We start from the raw sequence: 18,894 nt of genomic DNA, 5'->3' as shown, positions 1-18,894 counted from the left end.
TACCGGCCTCCCGGCAGGCGCCAGCCGCGGCGTGCCTATCCTGGGGAGGTGGACACCGACCGGAGCCGGCACGCGCCCCTCGAGCCGTTCGACGGCGCCGGACGCACCCTCGTCATGGGGATCGTCAACGTCACCCCCGACTCGTTCTCCGACGGCGGGCAGTGGTTCGCGCCCGACGTCGCCATCGCGCACGCCGCGCTCCTGCGGACGCAGGGCGCGGACATCCTCGACGTCGGTGGGGAGTCGACCCGGCCCGGCGCCGAGCGGGTCCCCGTGGACGCGGAGACCGACCGGGTCCTGCCCGTGGTGCGCGCGCTCGCAGCCGACGGCGCGGCTGTGAGCATCGACACCGTCAACGCGCGCACCGCCCGGGCCTGCGTCGAGGCCGGCGCGATGATCGTCAACGACGTCTCGGGCGGGCTCGCTGACCCGGAGATGGCGCACGTCGTCGCCGAGACGGGAGCCCCGTACGTGCTCGGGCACTGGCGCGGCGATCCGGCAACGATGAACGACCTGTCCCGCTACGACGACGTCGTCGCCGAGGTCCGCGCCGAGCTGAGCGAGCGCGTCGACGCCGTGCTGGCCGCCGGGGCCTCGCCGGACCAGATCGTGCTCGACCCCGGCCTCGGGTTCGCCAAGGACGGGGCCGACAACTGGCGCCTCCTCGCCCGCCTCGACGCGCTCCGGGCGCTCGGCTTCCCCGTGCTCGTCGGTGCCTCCCGCAAGCGGTTCCTCGGCGCGCTGCTCGCCGACGGCACCGGCACCCCCGCCGAGCCGCTCGCGCGCGACCGGGCGACGGCGGCGGTCACGGCCCTCGCCGCCAGTGCCGGCGCGTGGGGCGTGCGGGTGCACGAGGTGCTCGGCTCCGTGGACGCCGTGCGCGTCGCCTCCGCGTGGGCGGACGCGGGGGTGAGCTCATGAGACCCGTCCTCGACGTCGACGGGCGTGAGCTGGACCAGGTCACGCTCACCGGCGTCAGCGCCACCGGGCACCACGGCGTGCTTCCCCACGAGCGCACCGACGGGCAGACCTTCCGCGCCGACGTCGTCCTCCACCTCGACACCCGGCCCGCCGCGCGCACCGATGCCCTCGACGCGACGGTCAACTACGCCGCCGTCGCCGAGGACGTCGTGGCGGTCCTCGCCGGCGAGCCCGCCGACCTCATCGAGACCGTCGCCGCGCGCATCGCCGAGCGCGTCCTCGCCCGCGCGGTGGTGTGCGCCGTCGACGTCACCGTCCACAAGCCGCAAGCACCGATCACCGTGCCGTTCTCGGACGTCTCGGTCACGGTGCGCCGGCACCGCTCCGAGCTCGGCCCGCTCGACCGGCGTCCCGAGGCGCCAGTCGGCTTCGTCGTCTCCGCCGGCGCCAACCTCGGCGACGCGCGCGCCACGCTGCGCCACGCCGCGGCGGACCTCGCGCACCATCCCGAGGTCGAGGTCACCGCGGTCTCGCCGCTCGCCCGCACCGCGCCCGTCCTCGCCCCCGGGGCCGAGCCGCAGCCGGACTACCTCAACGCCGTCCTCGTCGGGCGCACGAGCCTGAGCCCGCGCCAGCTCCTCGCCCTGTGCCAGCGCATCGAGCTCGCCCACGGGCGGGTCCGCCGTGAACGCTGGGGCCCGCGCACGCTCGACCTCGACGTCATCGCCGTCGGTGAGGTCCAGGCCGCGGACGAGGTCCTCACGCTCCCCCACCCCCGGGCCCACGAGCGGGCGTTCGTCCTGCGCCCGTGGGCAGCGGCGGCCCCGGACGCGACCCTTCCCGGCCGCGGGCCGGTCGCCGCGCTCGCGGAGGCGACCGACGCCTCCGGCGTCATCTGGGTCGAGGACGCCTCGTGGGCGCCCACCGGCCGGGCAGGCGCACCGGGAGGGGCGCCCTGATGCAGCGCACCCGCTGGCAGAACCTCGCCCTCATCGCGCTCGTCGTCGGTGCGGTCAGCCTCATGGTCCTGCGCACCGTGACGACGCGCGGGCACAGCCCCGTCCCGGTACCGGTGACGACGTGGGTCGGGCTCGCCGTCGTCGCCGTCGCCGTCCTCCTGCTCGGGCGGGCGGTGCGCCGGTTCACCGCGGGGCAGCCCACCCGGATGGACGCGTTGCGGGCGGCGCGGGTCGCGGTCCTCGCCAAGGCGAGCTCGCTGTCCGGGTCCGCGCTGGCGGGCTACTTCGCGGCGCAGGTGCTCGTCTCGCTCACCAACCTCGGGGCGCCGATGCTCGAGACCCAGGCGTGGTCGGCCGGTATCGCGCTCCTCGCCAGCCTCGCGCTCGTCGTCGTCGCCGTCGTCGTCGAGTCCTGGTGCGAGGTCCCGCCGGACGACGACGGGAAGCCGGCCACGTGACGTCGTGGAAGCGCGTGCCGCACGTGTGGGAACCTTCGGAGTCATAGACCACCGACGGGACGCCCGTCGCGGAAGGAGCACTCATGACCGCTGACGTCGAGCCCGAGGCCGCGCCGCAGCCCGGCGCCGCGGTGAACCCGTTCGCCCCCGCCGGGGTGGTGTTCACGCCCATCTCGAGCGGGCTCATCACCGCCCGCCTCATCACCCTGGCCGTCTGGGTCGGGCTGCCCTTCCTCGTCCTCGCCGCGCTCGCCGTCATCTTCTCCCCGTGGTGGTGGATCGGCGCGGGCGTCTTCGGGGTGGCCGGGCTCTGGGCCGGGCTGCTCATCCCGCGCCAGGTGCGCGCCACCGGGTACGCCGAGCGCGACGAGGACCTCCTCATCCGCAAGGGGATCCTCTTCCGCCAGCTCACCGTCGTGCCCTACGGGCGCATGCAGTACGTCGACGTCCAGGCTGGCCCGCTCGCCCGCCGCTGCGGGATCGCCGGCGTCCAGCTCCACACGGCGTCCGCCGCGACGGACGCGAGCATCCCGGGCCTCCCGCCGGCCGAGGCCGACCGTCTGCGCGACCGGCTCACGGAGCGCGGCGAGGCGAGGCTGGCCGGCCTGTGACCGCCTCCGGCCCGCCCGCGCCCGACGCCCGCTCATCCGCCGACACGGCACCGGCGGTCCCCTCCGAGGCCGTCGACTGGCGTCGCGTCCACAAGATCACGCCCGTCCTCAACGCGTGGAAGGTCATCGTGGCCGTCCTCGCGGTCCTCGTGTACCAGAACGTCGAGATGGTCGGTGAGCTGTGGGCGGAGCGGGACTCCGTCGACTGGGCCACCGTCGGCCTCATCGGACTCGGCGTCGTCGTCCTCCTGCTGGCGATCCTCGCCGTCTACGCCACCCTGTCGTGGCGCATGATGCGCTACGCGGTCGGTGACGACGCCGTCTTCCTCCACTCCGGCATCCTCTTCCGCCAGCAGCGCCACGCACGGCTCAACCGGATCCAGGCCATCGACGTCGTCCAGCCGCTCCTCGCGCGGATCTTCGGTCTCGCGCAGCTCAAGATCGAGACGGCGGGCGGAACCGGGTCCTCGGTCATCCTCGCCTTCCTCCAGGAGGAGGAGGCCCACCGGCTCCGCGCCGAGCTCCTCGCCCGCGGCAAGACCGCAGCCCCGGCCCGGGCCGCCGGTCCCAGCGGTGCCGGGCAGCCGGTGCCCACGGGACCACCGGGCAGCGAGGGCGCCGTGGCGTACCCCGCGGCCGCACAGCACGGCGCCGGGAGCAGCGGTGGACCGGCCGAGGCCATGGGCGGACCGGCCGGCGCCGTGGGCGGACCGGCGGTCGGGGCGCCGGCGCCCGACGCGCCGGAGCGCGAGCTCCTGTCCGTTCCTGCTACCCGCCTCGTCGGCTCGCTGCTCCTCTCGGGTTCGACGATCGCGTTCGTCCTCGTGCTCGCCGCCCTCGTCGTCGTCGCCATCGTGGCTCGTTCGGTGGCCCCCCTCGCGGGCTCCCTGCCCGGCGTGCTCGGCTGGGGCGCCTACCTGTGGGGCCGGTTCTCCGGCGGGTTCGCCTTCCGGGCGTCGATCTCGGAGGACGGCGTCCGGCTCCGGCACGGCCTGCTCGAGCAGCGCTCGCAGACGGTGCCGCCCGGGCGCGTCCACGCCGTGCGACTGAGCCAGCCGCTCCTGTGGCGGCGCAAGGGGTGGTGGCGCGTCGACGTCAACATCGCGGGCTACGGCGCGGAGGAGGCGGCGAAGGGTGGGAGCGTGCTCCTGCCGGTCGGCTCCCGAGGCGAGGCGCTCACGGCGCTGTGGCTCGTCCTGCCCGACCTCGGTGTGGCCGACGCGCGCGCCGTGCTCGACGCGGCTCTCGAGGGTGACGGTGACGCCGCGGGCTTCCTCACGAGCCCCCGCCGGGCGCGCTGGCTCGATCCGATCACCTGGCGGCGCAACGGGCTGCTCATCACGTCCCGCGCGATGCTCATGCGCGCCGGGCGCCTGCACCGGACGCTGACGATCGTCCCCCACGAGCGCACGCAGTCCCTCTCGATCGAGCAGGGACCCTGGGAGCGCCGGCTCGACCTCGCGAACTTCGCCGTCGCGTCCGTCCCGGGGGGCATCAGCCCGCGCGTCCACCACCTCGACGCGATGACGGCGCTCGCCGTCCTCGACGACCAGGCCGAGCGGGCACGGACGGCGCGCCACGGCGAGAGCCCGGAGGAGTGGCTGCGGCGTGTGGGAGTGGCCAACGCCTCAGCCGAGGAGCCGCAGCGGCTGGGATGATGGTCGGGTGAACGAGGACACCCGGGCAGATGCACTCCCGCCGCGCGCCAGGCCCGGCCGGCTCGGCGTCGGGGTGGTCGGCGCCGGCCGCGTCGGTGCCGTGCTAGCCAGCGCCCTGCGCGCCGCCGGGCACGCCGTCGTCGCGGCGAGCGCCGTCTCGGAGGGCAGCCGCGACCGTATCGACGCGCTCCTGCCCGGGGTGCCGGTCCTTCCCGTCGAGGACGTCGTCGAGCGGGCCGAGCTCGTCCTCCTCACCGTGCCGGACGACGTCCTGCCGGGCCTCGTCTCCGGCCTCGCCGACCTCGGGCACTGGCAGGGGGGGCAGATCGTCGTCCACACGTCGGGCCGGTTCGGCACCGAGGTCCTCGAGCCCGCCCGCCGCGCCGGCGCGATCCCGCTCGCCATCCACCCGGCGATGACCTTCACCGGGACGAGCGTCGACCTCGCGCGGCTCGTCGGCTGCCCGTTCGCCGTGACGGCTCCGGCGCCGGTGCTGCCCATCGCGCAGGCGCTCGTCGTCGAGATCGGGGGGGAGCCGGTCGTCCTGCCGGCGGCGGTGCGCCCGCTCTACCACGCGGCCCTCGCGCACGGCGCGAACCATCTCGTCACGCTCGTGGCTCAGGCCGAGCGCGCACTCGCCGCCGCTGGGGTGGAGGAGCCGGGGCTGTTCCTCGCCCCGCTCCTCACGGCGGCGCTCGAGGGCGTCCTCAGCGACGGCGAGGCCAACCTCACGGGGCCGGTCGTGCGCGGCGACATCGAGACCGTCGCGGCTCACCTGCGCGTCCTCACCGAGGCGGCCGCCACCGACGCTGATCTCGCCGACCTTCCCGGCACGTACCGGGAGCTCGCCCGCGTGACGACGCGCCGCTCGATCGCCTCGGGACGGCTGCGTACCGGCGCCGCTGAGGCTCTCCTCGACGCGCTCGCCGAGGGGCGGCGGCCTGCTGGTGCGGCGTCCCCCGTCGACGGAGACTCGACCGTGGCTCCGGCGGGCGCCCCTGCGGCTCCGGCTGCCGCCTCCGGGGTCCCGGCAGGTGCCTCCTGGGATTCGGCTGGCGCTTCCGGGGATCCGGCCGGGACTCCCGCGGGTCCGGCCCGCGTCGCCACGGCACGGACCCGCTCCGCCACGGGGAACGACGGCGGCGAACGCGCCCCTTCCCTCGTGCGCACCCGCGGCGAGCTCGAGACGGCGCTCCGTTCCGCGGGCGGCCGTCGCGCCGTCGTCATGACGATGGGCGCACTCCACGAGGGGCACCTCGACCTCGTCCGCGAGGCGCGTCGCCGGGCCGACCACGTCATCGTGACGATCTTCGTCAACCCGCTGCAGTTCGCGCCGGGGGAGGACCTCGAGGCCTACCCGCGCGACCTCGAGGCGGACCTCGCGCTCCTCGCGACCGTCGGCGCCGACCTCGTCTTCGCGCCGACGCCCGACGTCGTCTACCCGAGCGGTGACCCGCTCGTGCGCGTGGACCCGGGACCGATGGGCCAGGTGCTCGAAGGGCGCACCCGGCCCACCCACTTCGCCGGCGTCCTCACCGTCGTGTCCAAGCTCCTGCACCTCACGCGTCCCGACGTCGCGCTCTTCGGCGAGAAGGACGCCCAGCAGCTCGCACTCATCCGGGCGATGGTGCGTGACCTCGACCTCGGTGTCGAGGTCGTCGGGGTGCCGATCAGGCGCGACTCCGAGGGGCTCGCGCTCAGCAGCCGCAACGCCTACCTCAGCGCGGACGAGCGACGCTCTGCACTCGCGCTGCCCGCGTCGCTGCAGGCCGGGGCAGACGTCGCCGAGCGGGGTGTGACGGCAGTCCTCGAGGCCGCGCGGGACGTCGTGGCGACCGACGGCGTGCGCCTCGATTATCTCGAACTCGTCGACCCCGTTACGCTCGAGGCGCTGGACGACGACGCCCAGGGCGTCGGGCTGCTGGCCGTCGCGGCCTGGGTCGGCACGACCCGGCTGATCGACAACCGTGCGGTCACGCTCGGCGTGCCACAGGAGTCCGCACCATCTCCAGGGGAGACCAAGACACGATGAGCGCCCCACGCTCGATGCAACGGCCCATGCTCGTGGGCAAGATCCACCGCGCCACCGTGACGGCGGCCGACCTGCACTACGTCGGTTCCATCACCGTCGACGCGGACCTGCTCGACGCCGCGGACCTCCTGCCGGGCCAGCAGGTCGACGTCGTCGACGTCACCAACGGCGCCCGGCTGACGACGTACGTCATCCCGGGCGAGCGCGGGAGCGGCATCGTCTGCATCAACGGCGCCGCGGCGCACCTCGTCCACGCCGGGGACATCGTCATCCTCATCGCCTACGGGATGCTCGACGACGCCGACGCACGCACGTACACACCGGCGGTCGTCTTCGTCGACGCCGACAACCGCATCGTCGACGTGGGCGGCGAGCCGGGGCAGGTGCCCGACGTCGACGCTGGCCAGGCGCGGACGGTCGAGCCGAGCGGCATGACGATCGCGGACTACCGGCGCAGCTGCGAGTAGAGCCGGCTGGATGTGGGCGTGAGCTGACCCGGTGAGGACGGGACGGCTCGGCGGGTGATGCCCGGTGGCCCGACGCTCGACGCTCGGCGCTCGGCGCTCGGCGCTCGGCGCTCAGTGACCCGGTGCCCCGGTGACCCCGTGACCGGTGCGCGGTGCCCGTTGCCCGGCATTGGCGCTCGGTGTTCGTCCCCCGCCGGACGTCGGCCGCTCGCACCGCGCCGCGCCAGCGGGGCTGTCACACGCAGCTGGTCATACAGCGCGTCGGCGGTCAGAACGGTGGGTCGCCGACGTCGAAGAGGATGGGGCCGTACTTGGGCGGTCGACTGGGCGAGCTCCGTCCGGCAGGCGGCGCCGTGCGGCTCCGGCCTGGCCGGGTCGTGCCTCTCGTCGTGGACGGGGCGGTCGTCACGACCGTTGGCGAGGCAGCGCGCGAGGCTGCGGGCGTCGATGGCGCTCTCCCACTGGGCGTCGTGGGCAGCGCTGTCGCCTGAGTCGTCCGGGGCGTGTTGCCGGCGGGAGGCGCAGCTGTCCCCTCAGGCCTGGACGGAGTTGTCGCCCCAGCCGTGCGCGCCGCGGTTCCACTGGTCGTCGGCAGGGCCGTGTCGTGTACGCCGGGGCAGGGTGGCGTCAGCCCGTCGGGTTCGGTCGTGCCTGCCTTCTTCGGGCGTTTCGGCGGCTTGTCGTGGGTGGTGGTGTCGATGTGGGTGCCGTGGCGGTCGTGGAAGGCGTGGCCGCCGGGCAGGGTGGTGATGCGGATGTGGTCGGCGTGGACGCGGTGGTGGTGGTAGCTGCACAGCGTGAGGCCGTTGTTGATGGAGGTGGGGCCGTCGTTGGACCACCAGGTGATGTGGTGGACCTCGCACCAGGAGGCGCGCAGGGTGCAGCCGGGCCAGCGGCAGTGCCGGTCGCGGGTGGTGACGGCGCGGCGGAGCTCGCGGGTGTAGTGCCGTTGTGTCTGTCCGACGTCGAGGGGGACGCCGTGGGCGTCGAGGACGATGCGGGTCATCTCGCAGTCGCACATGATCCGCGCGAGCTCGCTCAGCGGGACGATCGAGCCGTCCTCGAGGACGGCGGGTGCGACGTCCGGGAGGGCGGGCAGGGACCCGAGGGGCGGGAGTCGCCACGTCCCGGCGCCGGGAGCTCCGTCCGCCCCGCCCGCAACGCCCGCCGTGCCAGCTGCGCCGATCGCGCCTGTAGGGCCGGCGGTGTCTGCAGTGTCGGCGGTGCCTGCCGTGCCGGGGCCTGGGTCGGTTCCGTCGGACTCGGGCTGGTAGAAGGAGTGGCCGGGCTCGTCCGGTCCGGGGGGTGGGGTGGTGAGGACGCGGTCGAGGTGGGCGCGGTGGCGGACGACGTCGGCCCAGGTGTCTTCGGTGACGAGCAGGGCCAGGTGGGGGCGGATCTGGGCGCCGTTGCGGTCGGCGCCGACCTGCAGGACGCGGGCGGCCATGGTCACGAGGGCGTCGGCGCGGCGCTGCTCGCGGGTGCGGGTGTCGTCCTTGGCCGGTGTCCCGACGATCGCGTCGATCGCGGTGTCGACCATGGTGCCGTCGACGTCGTCGAGGAAGAACTCACCCTTGCGCCCACCGCCCTGGCGGCGCACCGTGAAGGAGCGGCGGGCGCGGACGGCGTCAAAGCCGGCCTGCGCGGCCGCGGCGTCGATCGCCGCCGCCCGCGTGCGGGCGGCCTTGGCGAGCTCGGGGGCGGGCACGGTGGCGGCGAGGTCGAGGAGCTCGGTGCCCAGGTCCCCGTCCAGGGCGTCCTTGACCTCGGCCGAGGCGCTCTCCCGCAACCTTGTCAACGCCCGGGCGTGCTCGAGGGTGATCGTGCCGTCCTGGACCGCGTCGGCGACCCCGGGCATCGCGTCCAGGCCCTCGGCCAGGCCGAGCTCCCCGGCCGCCGCGCCGCGCCCGGTGCCGGTGGTGCGGGAGCGCCAGTCGGTGAAGTCCCGGTCCCGCGAGCTGCCCCACGCCCCATCCTCCTTGTGCGCGAGCAGCACCTGCCCCCGGTACACCGTCACGTCGCGGACGATCGCGTCCAGGGAACCGATCACCTCTTCCCGCTCGGCCCGCGCCCACCCGACCGCCGAGGTACCTGGCGCACCCTCCCGCAGCCCCGCCAGCGCCGCGCGCACCCCGGCGACCAGCTCCGCCGGTGAGGCTGGGGCGCGACGCGGTGAGGGGTCGGCGGAGGTGGGCTCGTGAGCGCTGGCGGGGCCCGCAGCGGGACCGGTAGCGGGGCCCGGGGCGTGGTGCGTAGCTGGAGCGGGGGTCCCGAACGAGGCACCCGTGCCGGTAGCTGAAGCCAGAGGCCCGAACGAGGCACCCGTCCCGCTCGCCGTCGTCCCGCTGCCCGCACCCGGACCGGTGAGGACATCAAGGGCTCCGCCGTGCCCACCGGCCACCGGAATCGCTGCCATCGTCCTCACCTCCGCCCCTGCTTCGAACGCGCGTATGAAGACTATCTCCGACCACCGACAACGACCCTGGGCACTGTGGACAATCCCGAGAAGTGTGGCGTGAGCGCTCGGCAGTGACAGGAAGGGCTTGCGCGCCTCCACCCACACGCGCCGCGATCCGCAAGACGGACCCTCGCCGTCGGGCGCTCGCCCAGCGCCCCCGCTCTCCGTTCCCCCGGTCAACCACCTCGAGTCCACCGTCTCCAGCGGCAGTCCACCGTGTCCACCAGCAGTCCACCGTCTCCACCGGCAGTCCACCGTCTCCACCGGCAGTCCACCGTCTCCCACCGGCAGTCCACCGTCTCCACCGGCAGTCCACCGTCTCCACCGGCAGTCCACCGCCTCCGGCCCTCCCAGCGCTCGGTCCACCCCTCGCGACTCCAGTCGTCCCATGCGCTCTCGGCCTCCCAAGCGGGGGCCTTCCCCCGACCAGCGCCAGCGCGCTACCATCTCCGCATCGGAGTGTTAGCGATCACATTGGCGTCAAGCCTGCACTCCACCCAGCGCCGCTCGATCGGGCGACGCTTCCCGGACCAGACGACGTCGGATCCCGGCTCATGCAAGGACGTGTGAGCGACGGGGCCGCGCGAGGGAGAACGACCATGCTCCTAGGCAGGACCACATCGACGGCGCGTTCGACGCACCGGGGCGCCCACAAGCCCCGCTGGGGCGCCGCGCTCATCACGGCAGCGCTCGCTCTCGGCGGCATGAGCGCCGGTGCCGCGCCCGCGCTCGCCGACACCGCGCTCGCCGACACCGCGCTGTCCGGCTCCGAGGTCCTCGACCTCGCCTTCGACGGCACGGTCGCGGACGCGAGCAGCTACGCCAACCCGGTCGCCGTCCGTCCGGGTGGCACCGCGACCTACACCGCCGGCGTCTCCGGCCAAGCCCTCGCGCTCGACGGCACGACGGCGCTCAACCTCGGCACGGGTGCCCACCTGCAGCCCGAGGACCTCACCCTCTCGTTCTGGTTCCGACCGACGGCGGACATGGGCACGGGTGAGCAGGTCGTCGCCTGGAGCAAGACCGTCTACAACTCCGACGGCTGGTACCTCTCCTCGGAGAACAACAACCGCCCGCTCGCCCTCTCCATCGGCCCCTCGGACGGCCAGCCGTACAAGGTCTCCGTGCGCACGTCCCGGGCCACCTTCTTCCCGACGAACCAGTGGACGCACGTCGTCGTCTCCTACGACTCCGAGACCAAGGACGTCGCGATCTACCGCAACGGCGTCAAGCAGGTCACGGCCGTCGACTACGCGCACGGCGGCGCCGCCACCGGCGTCCTGGGCTCCGACAGCACGTCGATGAAGACCATGGGCTTCAACGGCCCGCAGTACAACGGCGCTTACCTGCGCGGCGCGGTCGACGAGTACGTCCTCCACGACGCGGTGGCGACGACGACCGACGTCGTCGGCCTCTACCAGGAGCACGTGCCGAGCTTCGACCCGGCCGCGGTCGCGCAGTCCGACCTCGCGGTGCTGTCCCTCCCCGCCACGGCGGTCACGGACACGATCGCCCTACCCGCCACCGGTGCCGCCGGCTCCGACGTGACGTGGTCGGCCGACTCCCCGAACTTCGCCATCGGTGACGACGGCATCGCCCGGATCACCCGCCCCGAGGGCGAGCCGCTCGACGTGACGGTCACCGCCACGGCCACCTACGGCGGCAGCGAGCCGATGACGCGCACGTTCATCGTGACGATCCCCTCGTCCACCGCCGCATCGATCTACCTCGAGGACACCCACCTCGAGGACGTCGACGTCCACGACCCCTACCTCGACAACCTCAACGAGCTCAACGTCGAGTACCTCCTCAGCCTCGACCCCGCCAAGTTCCTCTACTCCTGGTACGTCCAGGCGGGCCTGACGCCCCCCACGGCCACCGGCTACGGCGGCTGGGAGCGTGCCTCCGGCACCCGCTTCCAGGGGCACTTCTTCGGGCACTACATCACGGCGCTCGCACAGGCCTACACGACTGAGACGGACCCGGCCGTCCGGCAGCAGCTGCTCGACAAGCTCACCATCGCCGTCGACGGTCTCGCGGAGACGCAGGCGGCCTACGCCCTGCGCGACCCCGCCAACGCCGGCTACGTCGCGCCGTTCTCCACCTCGGTGCTGCCGGGCGGCGGCGGCGGCCTGCTCGTGCCCTTCTACAACCTCCACAAGGTTCTCGCCGGGCTCATCGACGCCTACGAGTACGCCCCGGCTGACGTCGGCGAGACGGCCCTCGAGGTCGCCAGCGGGTTCGGCGCCTGGGTCAACACCTACGCGGGCCGCCTCCCCAACCCGGCGCAGGTCCTGCAGATCGAGTACGGCGGCATGAACGAGGCGCTCTACGAGCTCTTCAGCATCACTCACGAGCCGGTCCACAAGCGGGCGGCGGAGTACTTCGACGAGGTCACCCTCTTCCGTCAGCTCGCTGCCGGCAACGACGTCCTCAGCGGCCTCCACGCGAACACGACGATCCCCAAGCTCGTCGGCGCGCTCAAGCGGTACACCGTCTTCACGGACGACCCGCAGCTGTACGCGATGCTCACCGACGCCGAGAAGGCCGAGCTCGACATGTACCGCGCCGCGGCGGAGAACTTCTGGCAGATCGTCATCGACCACCACACGTACGCCAACGGTGGGAACAGCTACTCCGAGCACTTCCACGCGCCGGACACGCTCCACGACCGCGCGACGAGCGGCGTCACGAGCGGGTACGGGGAGAACTCCACGTCCGAGGGCTGCAACGAGTACAACATGCTCAAGCTGACCCACGAGCTCTTCCAGATCACGAAGGACCCGAAGTACACCGACTACTACGAGACGGCGTACATCAACGCCGTCGTCAGCACCGGGCACCCCGACACCGGGATGATCACGTACTTCCAGCCGATGACGGCGGGCTACGCCAAGGTGTTCGGCAACCCGCTCGACGAGTTCTGGTGCGACCACGGCACCGGCATCGAGAAGTTCACCATGCTCGGCAGCTCGTTCTACTTCTCGAGCCCGACGGCGGTGTACGTCACGCAGTTCGAGTCCTCGACGCTCACCGACGAGGCCCACAACATGGTCCTCACCCAGACCGCGAACATCCCCGACGAGGACACGGCGACCTTCGCGGTGGAGGCGCTCGACGGCGATGCCGTCGCCCCAGGCACCACCCTGCGCCTGCGCGTGCCCGAGTGGGTCGCCGGCGCCCCGACGCTCCGCCTCAACGGCACCGTGCTCGACATCGCTGCAGAGCGCGGCTTCATCCCCGTGCCGGTCGAGGCCGGGGACGAGATCAGCTACACGCTCCCGGCCGAGGTGACCGTCGTCGCCGACACGGAGAACCCCAGCTGGGTGGCCTTCAAGTACGGGCCGGTGCTCCTCGCCGCCCCGGTCAGCTACGAGAACGTCGGCGCGTCCTACCAGGCCGGGGTCCTCGTGCGGATGAGCACGCCGCAGAAGGACGTCGTCGACTCGATCGTCGTCGACGACGCGGACGCGTGGAAGGCGGGCATCGCGGAGAACCTCGTCCGGATCGAGGACGGGACGAAGCCGAACGGCACGCCGATCATGCGGTTCGCGCTGCGCGACGTCGACCCCGCCGCCGCAGGCCTCGTCTTCGAGCCGTACTTCAGCCTCTACGACGCCCGCTACGCGATGTACCTCAACCTCGTCGAGCTCGACTCGGCCGAGGCGCAGGCCTCGATCCTCGCGGGCAAGGAGCGTCAGCGGGACGCGGAGCTGACGATCGACCAGCTCACCTCGTTCGACAACAACAACAGCGAGGCGGGCAAGAACGTCCAGTCCAACCGCTCGAGCGTCGGCACCTTCAACGGGCAGCAGTTCCGGCACGCGGAGGCGCACGCGGACGCCTGGTTCTCCTACGACATGACGGTGGACCCGGACCTCGACCACAACTACCTCTGCGTCCGCTACTACGGCGGGGACAACGGCCGCACGTTCGGGGTCTACGTCAACGACGTGCTGCTCAAGACCGAGCGCATCACCGATGCCGGCGGCGCGACGTCGTGGTACGTCCAGTGCGACGAGATCCCGCGCAGCATCCTCGACGCCCCGCTCGAGAAGGTGGACTCCTCGGGCAACCCCGTCCTCGACGAGGACGGCAACCCCATCCCCGTGGTGCGGGTGCGGTTCCAGGGCACGGGCGCGAGCAACGTCGGTGGGGTCTTCGGGCTCTCGATCCGCTCGGCGACGACGTACGGCACCGCGGCGGAGCTCTCGGGCCTGTCGTCCGACGTCGGGGCCCTCGCACCCGCACTGACCGCGGGGGTGCACGACTACACGCTCACCGTCCCGGAGGGCACCGAGCAGGTCGCCCTGCAGGCGTCCCCCGCCGTCCCGAGCGGGCTCGTGCGCGTCGGCAGCGCCCTCATCGACGACACGCTGCCGCGGACCATCCCGCTCACGGGCGAGACGACGCCGGTGACGATCACCGCCTTCGCCCAGGACCACACGTCGTCCGTGGCGTACACGGTGACGATCGTGACCGAGGACGAGCCGAGCGGCCCGGCCGTCTCGCTCTCCGCGGACACGCGGTGCGTGGCGGGCAAGGTCGTCGAGACCGCGCGGGTGACGAACTCCTCGGCGACACCGGTCGAGGCTGTCGTCTCGTCGGCGTTCGGCACACGCACCGTCACGGTGGGCGCGGACCGGTCGACCTCCGTCACCTTCTCCACCCGGCAGGCCTCCGTGCCGGCCGCGCAGGTGAGCGTGACGGCGACAGCCGACGGCGTCGCCGCCAGCACGACGGCGAGCGCGCCCTACGTGGCCCGCACGTGCGGGTGAGCCGCCCGGCGCGGTAGCACGACGGCGAGGGCCGGCACCCGGGCAGGGTGCCGGCCCTCCGCCGTGCCACCGGGGTCCAGCGGAGGGCGCCCTCGGGGCGCCGGGGGAGCGGCGGGGGAGCGGACGCGCGAGGCTCCCGCCTACCCCCGACGGATACGATCGCGGAGTGACTGAGCCGATCCCCGCCGCAGAGCCCGCCCCTGAGACGCCCGAGACCGACGAGCTCGGTCACGGCCAGCCCGAGCAGGTCCGCGTCCGCGCCGAGAAGCGGGAGCGGCTCCTCGCCGCCGGCATCGACCCCTACCCCGTCACCCTCCCCATCACGACGACGATCGCCGCCGTGCGCGCCGAGCACGCCGGGCTCGCGGCCGGCGAGGAGACCGACGTCCACGTCGGCGTCGCCGGGCGCGTCATGTTCCTGCGCAACACCGGCAAGCTCTGCTTCGCCACGCTCGCCGACGGCGAGGGCAACCAGGTCCAGGCGATGCTCTCCGCGAAGGAGGTCGGGACCGACGCGCTCGCGGCGTTCAAGACCGACGTCGACCTCGGCGACCACCTCTTCGTCGCCGGCCGGGTCATCTCCTCGCGCCGCGGTGAGCTGAGCATCTTCGCCGACGCGTGGCAGCTGGCGGCGAAGTCGCTGCGCCCCCTGCCCGTCCTCCACAAGGAGCCGAGCGAGGAGTCCCGGGTGCGCCGCCGGCACGTCGACCTCATCGTGCGGCCCGCCGCGCGCGAGATGGTGCGCACGCGAGCGGCGGTCGTCCGCTCGTTGCGGGAGTCGTTCCACGCACGGCAGTTCATCGAGATCGAGACGCCGATGCTCCAGAACCTCCACGGAGGCGCTGCCGCGCGGCCGTTCGTCACGCACATGAACGCCTACGACACGGACCTGTTCCTGCGCATCGCGCCCGAGCTCTTCCTCAAGCGGGCCGTCGTCGGCGGGGTCGAGAAGGTCTTCGAGATCAACCGCAACTTCCGCAACGAGGGCGCGGACTCCACGCACTCGCCGGAGTTCTCCATGCTCGAGGCGTACGAGGCCTACGGCTCGTACGACACGATGGCCGTCCTCACCCGGGAGATCATCCAGCAGGCCGCCCGCGACGCGTTCGGGTCGACGACCGTCACCCTCGCCGACGGTGAGACCTACGACCTCGGCGGGGAGTGGGCGGCGATCTCGCTCTACGCCTCCCTCTCCCAGGCGCTCGGGGAGGAGGTCACCCCCAGCACCCCGGAGGCCGAGCTGCGCGCCCACGCGAGCCGGCTCGGCGTCGAGCCCGCGCCGCACGCCCTGCCCGGCAAGGTGGTCGAGGAGCTGTGGGAGCACCTCGTCGGTGACCAGCTCCACGCGCCCACGTTCGTCCGCGACTTCCCCGTCGACACCTCGCCGCTCACGCGCGCGCACCGGGAGCTGCCCGGCGTCGTCGAGAAGTGGGACCTCTACGTCCGCGGCTTCGAGCTCGCGACGGCGTACTCCGAGCTCGTCGACCCGGTGGTCCAGCGGGAGCGGTTCGAGGCGCAGGCCCTCGCTGCAGCGGCCGGGGACCCCGAGGCGATGGTCCTCGACGAGGACTTCCTCCAGGCCATGGAGCAGGGCATGCCGCCCGCCGGTGGGATGGGCATGGGCATCGACCGCCTCCTCATGGCCCTGACGGGGCACGGCATCCGCGAGACGATCACCTTCCCCCTCGTCAAGCGCGTGTGACGTCGTCGCCGGGCTCCCGCGGTTGACCCGTCGGCGCCCGGGACGGCGCGCCCGCGCCGGTCGCGGGGGCGCGGGGCGTCGCGCCCACGGGGTCCCGGCTCGCCCGCCGACGCCGGCGGCGCACGAGCGGCAGGACGACGGCCCCGACGGCGGCGGCGACGAGCAGCCACGGCAGCATGACGCCGAGCACGACGAGCAGCCCGCTGGCGAAGGAGACGAGCGCGTCCCACCCCGACGTCAGGCCACCGAGGAAGCCGCCCGGCTCGAGCTGAGCCGGCTCGCGCTCGGCGGCGAGCGAGATCTCGAGGGTCGCGAGGGCGACTCGGTCTGACAGGGAGGAGCGCTGCGACTGCAGCGACTCGAGCTCGGACTGCCGCTCGCTCAGGGCGCTCTCCGCGGCGAGCAGGTCGGCGTTCGTCTCGGCGTCGGCCATGAGCGTGAGGAGCCGCTCGGTGGACGTCTCCAGTGCGCGGATCCGCGCCTCGAGGTCCTGGCTCTCCCGCGTGACGTCCTGTGCCCTGATCGACAGGTCCTCGACCTCGCCGAGCGTCTCGAGGTCTGCCAGCGTCGCCGTGAGGGAGCTCGACGGCACCCGCACCGTGAGCCAGGCCGTCGGCGGCTCGCCCTCGCGCTCGCCGGTGTGCTCGGCCCGCTCGTCGACCCGGCCGCCGGCGGTCTCGACGATCCTCGCGACCTCGTCGGCAGCCTCCCGGGCGTCATCGACGACGATGCGCAACGTCCCCGTGCTGATGACGTCGCGCACGGCCCCGGCCCCGTCCGCGTCACCGCCGGCGTCCTCACCACTGCCGCCGGCGCCACCACCGCCGCCGTCGTCGGCGCCCGCGCCCTCGCCCTGCCCGCTCCGCGCCGGCACCCACTCCGCGCCTGGGTCGGCGGAGTCGTCGGCCGCCGAGCACGACGTGAGCAGGAGCGCCCCGAGGAGCAGGCCGATCGTCCACCGGAGGATCCTCATGCACGGAACGTAACCCGGCGCCGTGGGCCGGGGGCCCATAGTGATCAACTCGTGACGGGACTGAGCCGGCTCCGTGATCCCGGCCGGGCTCCCCTCAGCGCGCGGTGAGCAGCGCGCGGATGTGGGCCTCGGCCTCGACGACCCGGATCTTGCGGGTGCCCTTGGCCGTGAGGGCGGCGACCATCGCCGGCTCGTTGCGCGCGAGGCTCGCCCCCCGGCGCATGAGGGTGAGGGGCGGCTTGCGCGCCTCGCCGAGGTCGCGCATGAGCCGGAACCAGAACGTCTGCGCCCGGGGGCGCCAGATGCACAGGGCGTCGGCGAGGATGTCCTGCTCGCGGCAGTCCGCGACGAGCTCGGCGGCGAAGATCCCCTCGGCGATGACGAGCGGGGAGCCGCCGGTGTCGAGGACGGTCGTCGTCGTGCGTCGGTTGGTGGGGATGTCGTAGACGGGCACCTCGGCGCGCCCGGTGCGGGCGAGGTCGAGGAGCGCTGCCATCGCGCCGGCGTGGTCCCAGCTGCGCGGGCTGTCCCAGTCGACGATCCCGTACCGGCGCGGCAGGTCCGGATGGTCGCCGTCGAGGTAGAAGTCGTCGAGCGAGACGACCGGCAGGCCGAGGCGGCGTGTGAGCGAGGTCTTGCCCGAGCCGGACGGACCGGTGATGAGGACGATGCGGGCACTGGCCTGCCGGGCACCGGGCGGGAGCTCGAAGAGCCCCGGCTGGTCACCGGGCTCAGCCAGCTCGTCGGTGGACGTCCCCTCGACCATGCCCAGCTCTCCTCACCGCGTGCGGCGCGGACGGCGCCCGCCCCAGGGTACGGCGTCTCAGGCGGGGGAGCTGGACCCGCGCACGACGAGCGTGGGCTGGAAGACGACGTGGGGGGCGCCGTCGCCCTTGTTGAGCAGGAGGTCCGCCGCCGTCCACCCGATCTCGTGCATCGGCTGGCGCACGGACGTGAGCGGGGTGGTGAGCTCGGCGGCGAACTGGACGTCGTCGTAGCCGACGACCGCCATCTGGTCGGGGACCGAGATGGAGAGCTGACGCAGCCGACGCATCGCGCCGAGGGCCGTGAGGTCGTTGACGCAAAACGTCGCCGTCGGCCGTGGACCGGGCGCCGAGAGGAGGTCGTCCATCGCCTTCGCGCCGCTGTTGGCGTTGAGGGAGTCCATCCCCACCTCGACGAGGTGCTCCTCCGGGTCGAGGCCCGCGGCGAGCAGCCCGGCGACGACGCCGTCGCGGCGGTCGACGCACTGGCGGATGCTCAGCGGCCCGTTGAGGAAGCCGATCCGCCGGTGTCCGTGGGTTAGGAGGTGGTCGACAGCTAGGCGCCCCCCGGCCACGTCGTCGACGGCGACGGAGGCGAGGTCGTCGAGCGGGCTCATGTGGTCGAGGAGGACGACGTCGGTGCCGCGCTTGCGGATGCGGGCGAGGTTGTCCAGGGTCCGGCGTGAGGGCGTGACGAGGATCCCCTCGACGCCCTGCTCGGCGAAGAGCTGGAGGTAGCGCGCCTCCCGGCCCGGGTCCTCGTCCGAGCTGCACAGCATGAGCGTGTAGTCGTCGCGGGAGAGGCGGTCCTCGATGCCCCGGGACATCTCGGTGAAGAAGGGGTTGGCGATGTCGAGGACGACTGCGCCGACCGCGCGCACGCGCCCCTCGCGGAGCTGGCGGGCCGAGGCGTTGCGGACGAAGTCCAGCTCCTCGATCGCGGCGCGGACGCGGCTCAGCGTCGCGGGGGCGACGCGGTCCGGGCGGTTGAGGACGTTCGAGACGGTCCCCACGGACACCGCCGCCCGGCGCGCGACGTCGGCGATCGTGGCGCGGTGGCCACCGTGCCTGTCGTCGCTCATCTCAAAGACCTTTCATCGATGCGGTGCGTCG

Annotated in this window: 13 protein-coding genes; 9 read left to right on the top strand and 4 right to left on the bottom strand. The window is 73.5% G+C overall.

Features of this window, described 5'->3' with window-relative positions; all coding sequences use genetic code 11:
* The first annotated feature begins 114 nt into the window (after positions 1-114).
* The 7 genes from folP to panD all read left to right on the top strand — a co-directional run bounded on the left by folP (position 115) and on the right by panD (position 7,106).
* Positions 115-921 (top strand): dihydropteroate synthase, encoded by an 807-nt coding sequence (gene folP, locus V2J63_RS00985; RefSeq protein WP_331229659.1) that lies wholly within the window; start codon positions 115-117, stop codon positions 919-921.
* Entirely contained in the window at positions 918-1,880 is a 963-nt protein-coding gene (gene folK, locus V2J63_RS00980; RefSeq protein WP_331229110.1) for a 2-amino-4-hydroxy-6-hydroxymethyldihydropteridine diphosphokinase, read from the top strand. The genes folP and folK overlap by 4 nt, the downstream gene beginning before the upstream one ends.
* Positions 1,880-2,338 (top strand): DUF3180 domain-containing protein, encoded by a 459-nt coding sequence (locus V2J63_RS00975; protein WP_331229109.1) that lies wholly within the window; start codon positions 1,880-1,882, stop codon positions 2,336-2,338. The genes folK and V2J63_RS00975 overlap by 1 nt, the downstream gene beginning before the upstream one ends.
* Positions 2,339-2,421: 83 nt before the next feature.
* A complete protein-coding gene (locus V2J63_RS00970; RefSeq protein ID WP_331229108.1) occupies positions 2,422-2,949 on the top strand; it encodes a PH domain-containing protein in 528 nt (175 codons plus the stop codon).
* Positions 2,946-4,607, top strand: a complete 1,662-nt coding sequence (locus V2J63_RS00965) for a PH domain-containing protein (protein WP_331229107.1) — start codon at positions 2,946-2,948, stop codon at positions 4,605-4,607. The genes V2J63_RS00970 and V2J63_RS00965 overlap by 4 nt, the downstream gene beginning before the upstream one ends.
* A gap of 7 nt (positions 4,608-4,614) precedes the next feature.
* Positions 4,615-6,639: a pantoate--beta-alanine ligase gene (gene panC / locus V2J63_RS15840; protein ID WP_491062206.1), complete on the top strand. Its 2,025-nt coding sequence runs from the start codon at positions 4,615-4,617 to the stop codon at positions 6,637-6,639.
* Positions 6,640-6,653: 14 nt separating this feature from the next.
* Positions 6,654-7,106: an aspartate 1-decarboxylase gene (gene panD / locus V2J63_RS00950; RefSeq protein WP_491062054.1), complete on the top strand. Its 453-nt coding sequence runs from the start codon at positions 6,654-6,656 to the stop codon at positions 7,104-7,106.
* 268 nt (positions 7,107-7,374) lie between these two features.
* Here the strand turns inward: panD and V2J63_RS00945 are convergent, their stop codons facing one another.
* A complete protein-coding gene (locus tag V2J63_RS00945; protein WP_331229105.1) occupies positions 7,375-9,156 on the bottom strand; it encodes an HNH endonuclease signature motif containing protein in 1,782 nt (593 codons plus the stop codon).
* Between the two features lie 1,007 nt (positions 9,157-10,163).
* Between V2J63_RS00945 and V2J63_RS00940 the strand changes: the two genes are divergently transcribed.
* The gene (locus V2J63_RS00940) at positions 10,164-14,342 is read left to right on the top strand and encodes a beta-L-arabinofuranosidase domain-containing protein (RefSeq protein WP_331229104.1); all 4,179 of its coding nucleotides are present in this window, start codon (positions 10,164-10,166) and stop codon (positions 14,340-14,342) included.
* Between the two features lie 166 nt (positions 14,343-14,508).
* On the top strand, positions 14,509-16,044 hold the full coding sequence (gene lysS, locus V2J63_RS00935) for a lysine--tRNA ligase (RefSeq protein WP_434056256.1): 1,536 nt from the start codon (positions 14,509-14,511) through the stop codon (positions 16,042-16,044).
* Here lysS and V2J63_RS00930 read toward each other — a convergent pair.
* From V2J63_RS00930 to V2J63_RS00920, 3 genes are all read right to left on the bottom strand, one after another.
* Complete coding sequence (locus tag V2J63_RS00930) at positions 16,031-17,017, bottom strand: DUF4349 domain-containing protein (protein WP_331229103.1); 987 nt, start codon at positions 17,015-17,017, stop codon at positions 16,031-16,033. The two genes, lysS and V2J63_RS00930, sit on opposite strands and share 14 nt — an antisense overlap.
* A gap of 94 nt (positions 17,018-17,111) precedes the next feature.
* A complete protein-coding gene (locus V2J63_RS00925) occupies positions 17,112-17,783 on the bottom strand; it encodes a uridine kinase family protein (protein WP_331229102.1) in 672 nt (223 codons plus the stop codon).
* 57 nt (positions 17,784-17,840) lie between these two features.
* Complete coding sequence (locus V2J63_RS00920; RefSeq protein ID WP_331229101.1) at positions 17,841-18,863, bottom strand: LacI family DNA-binding transcriptional regulator; 1,023 nt, start codon at positions 18,861-18,863, stop codon at positions 17,841-17,843.
* Positions 18,864-18,894 lie beyond the last annotated feature (31 nt).

The sequence above is a fragment of the Georgenia wangjunii genome, assembly GCF_036421975.1.
GTDB lineage: Bacteria > Actinomycetota > Actinomycetes > Actinomycetales > Actinomycetaceae > Georgenia_A > Georgenia_A wangjunii.
Note: the sequence above shows the minus strand (reverse complement) of the source record. Positions and strands in the feature narration are given on the sequence as shown.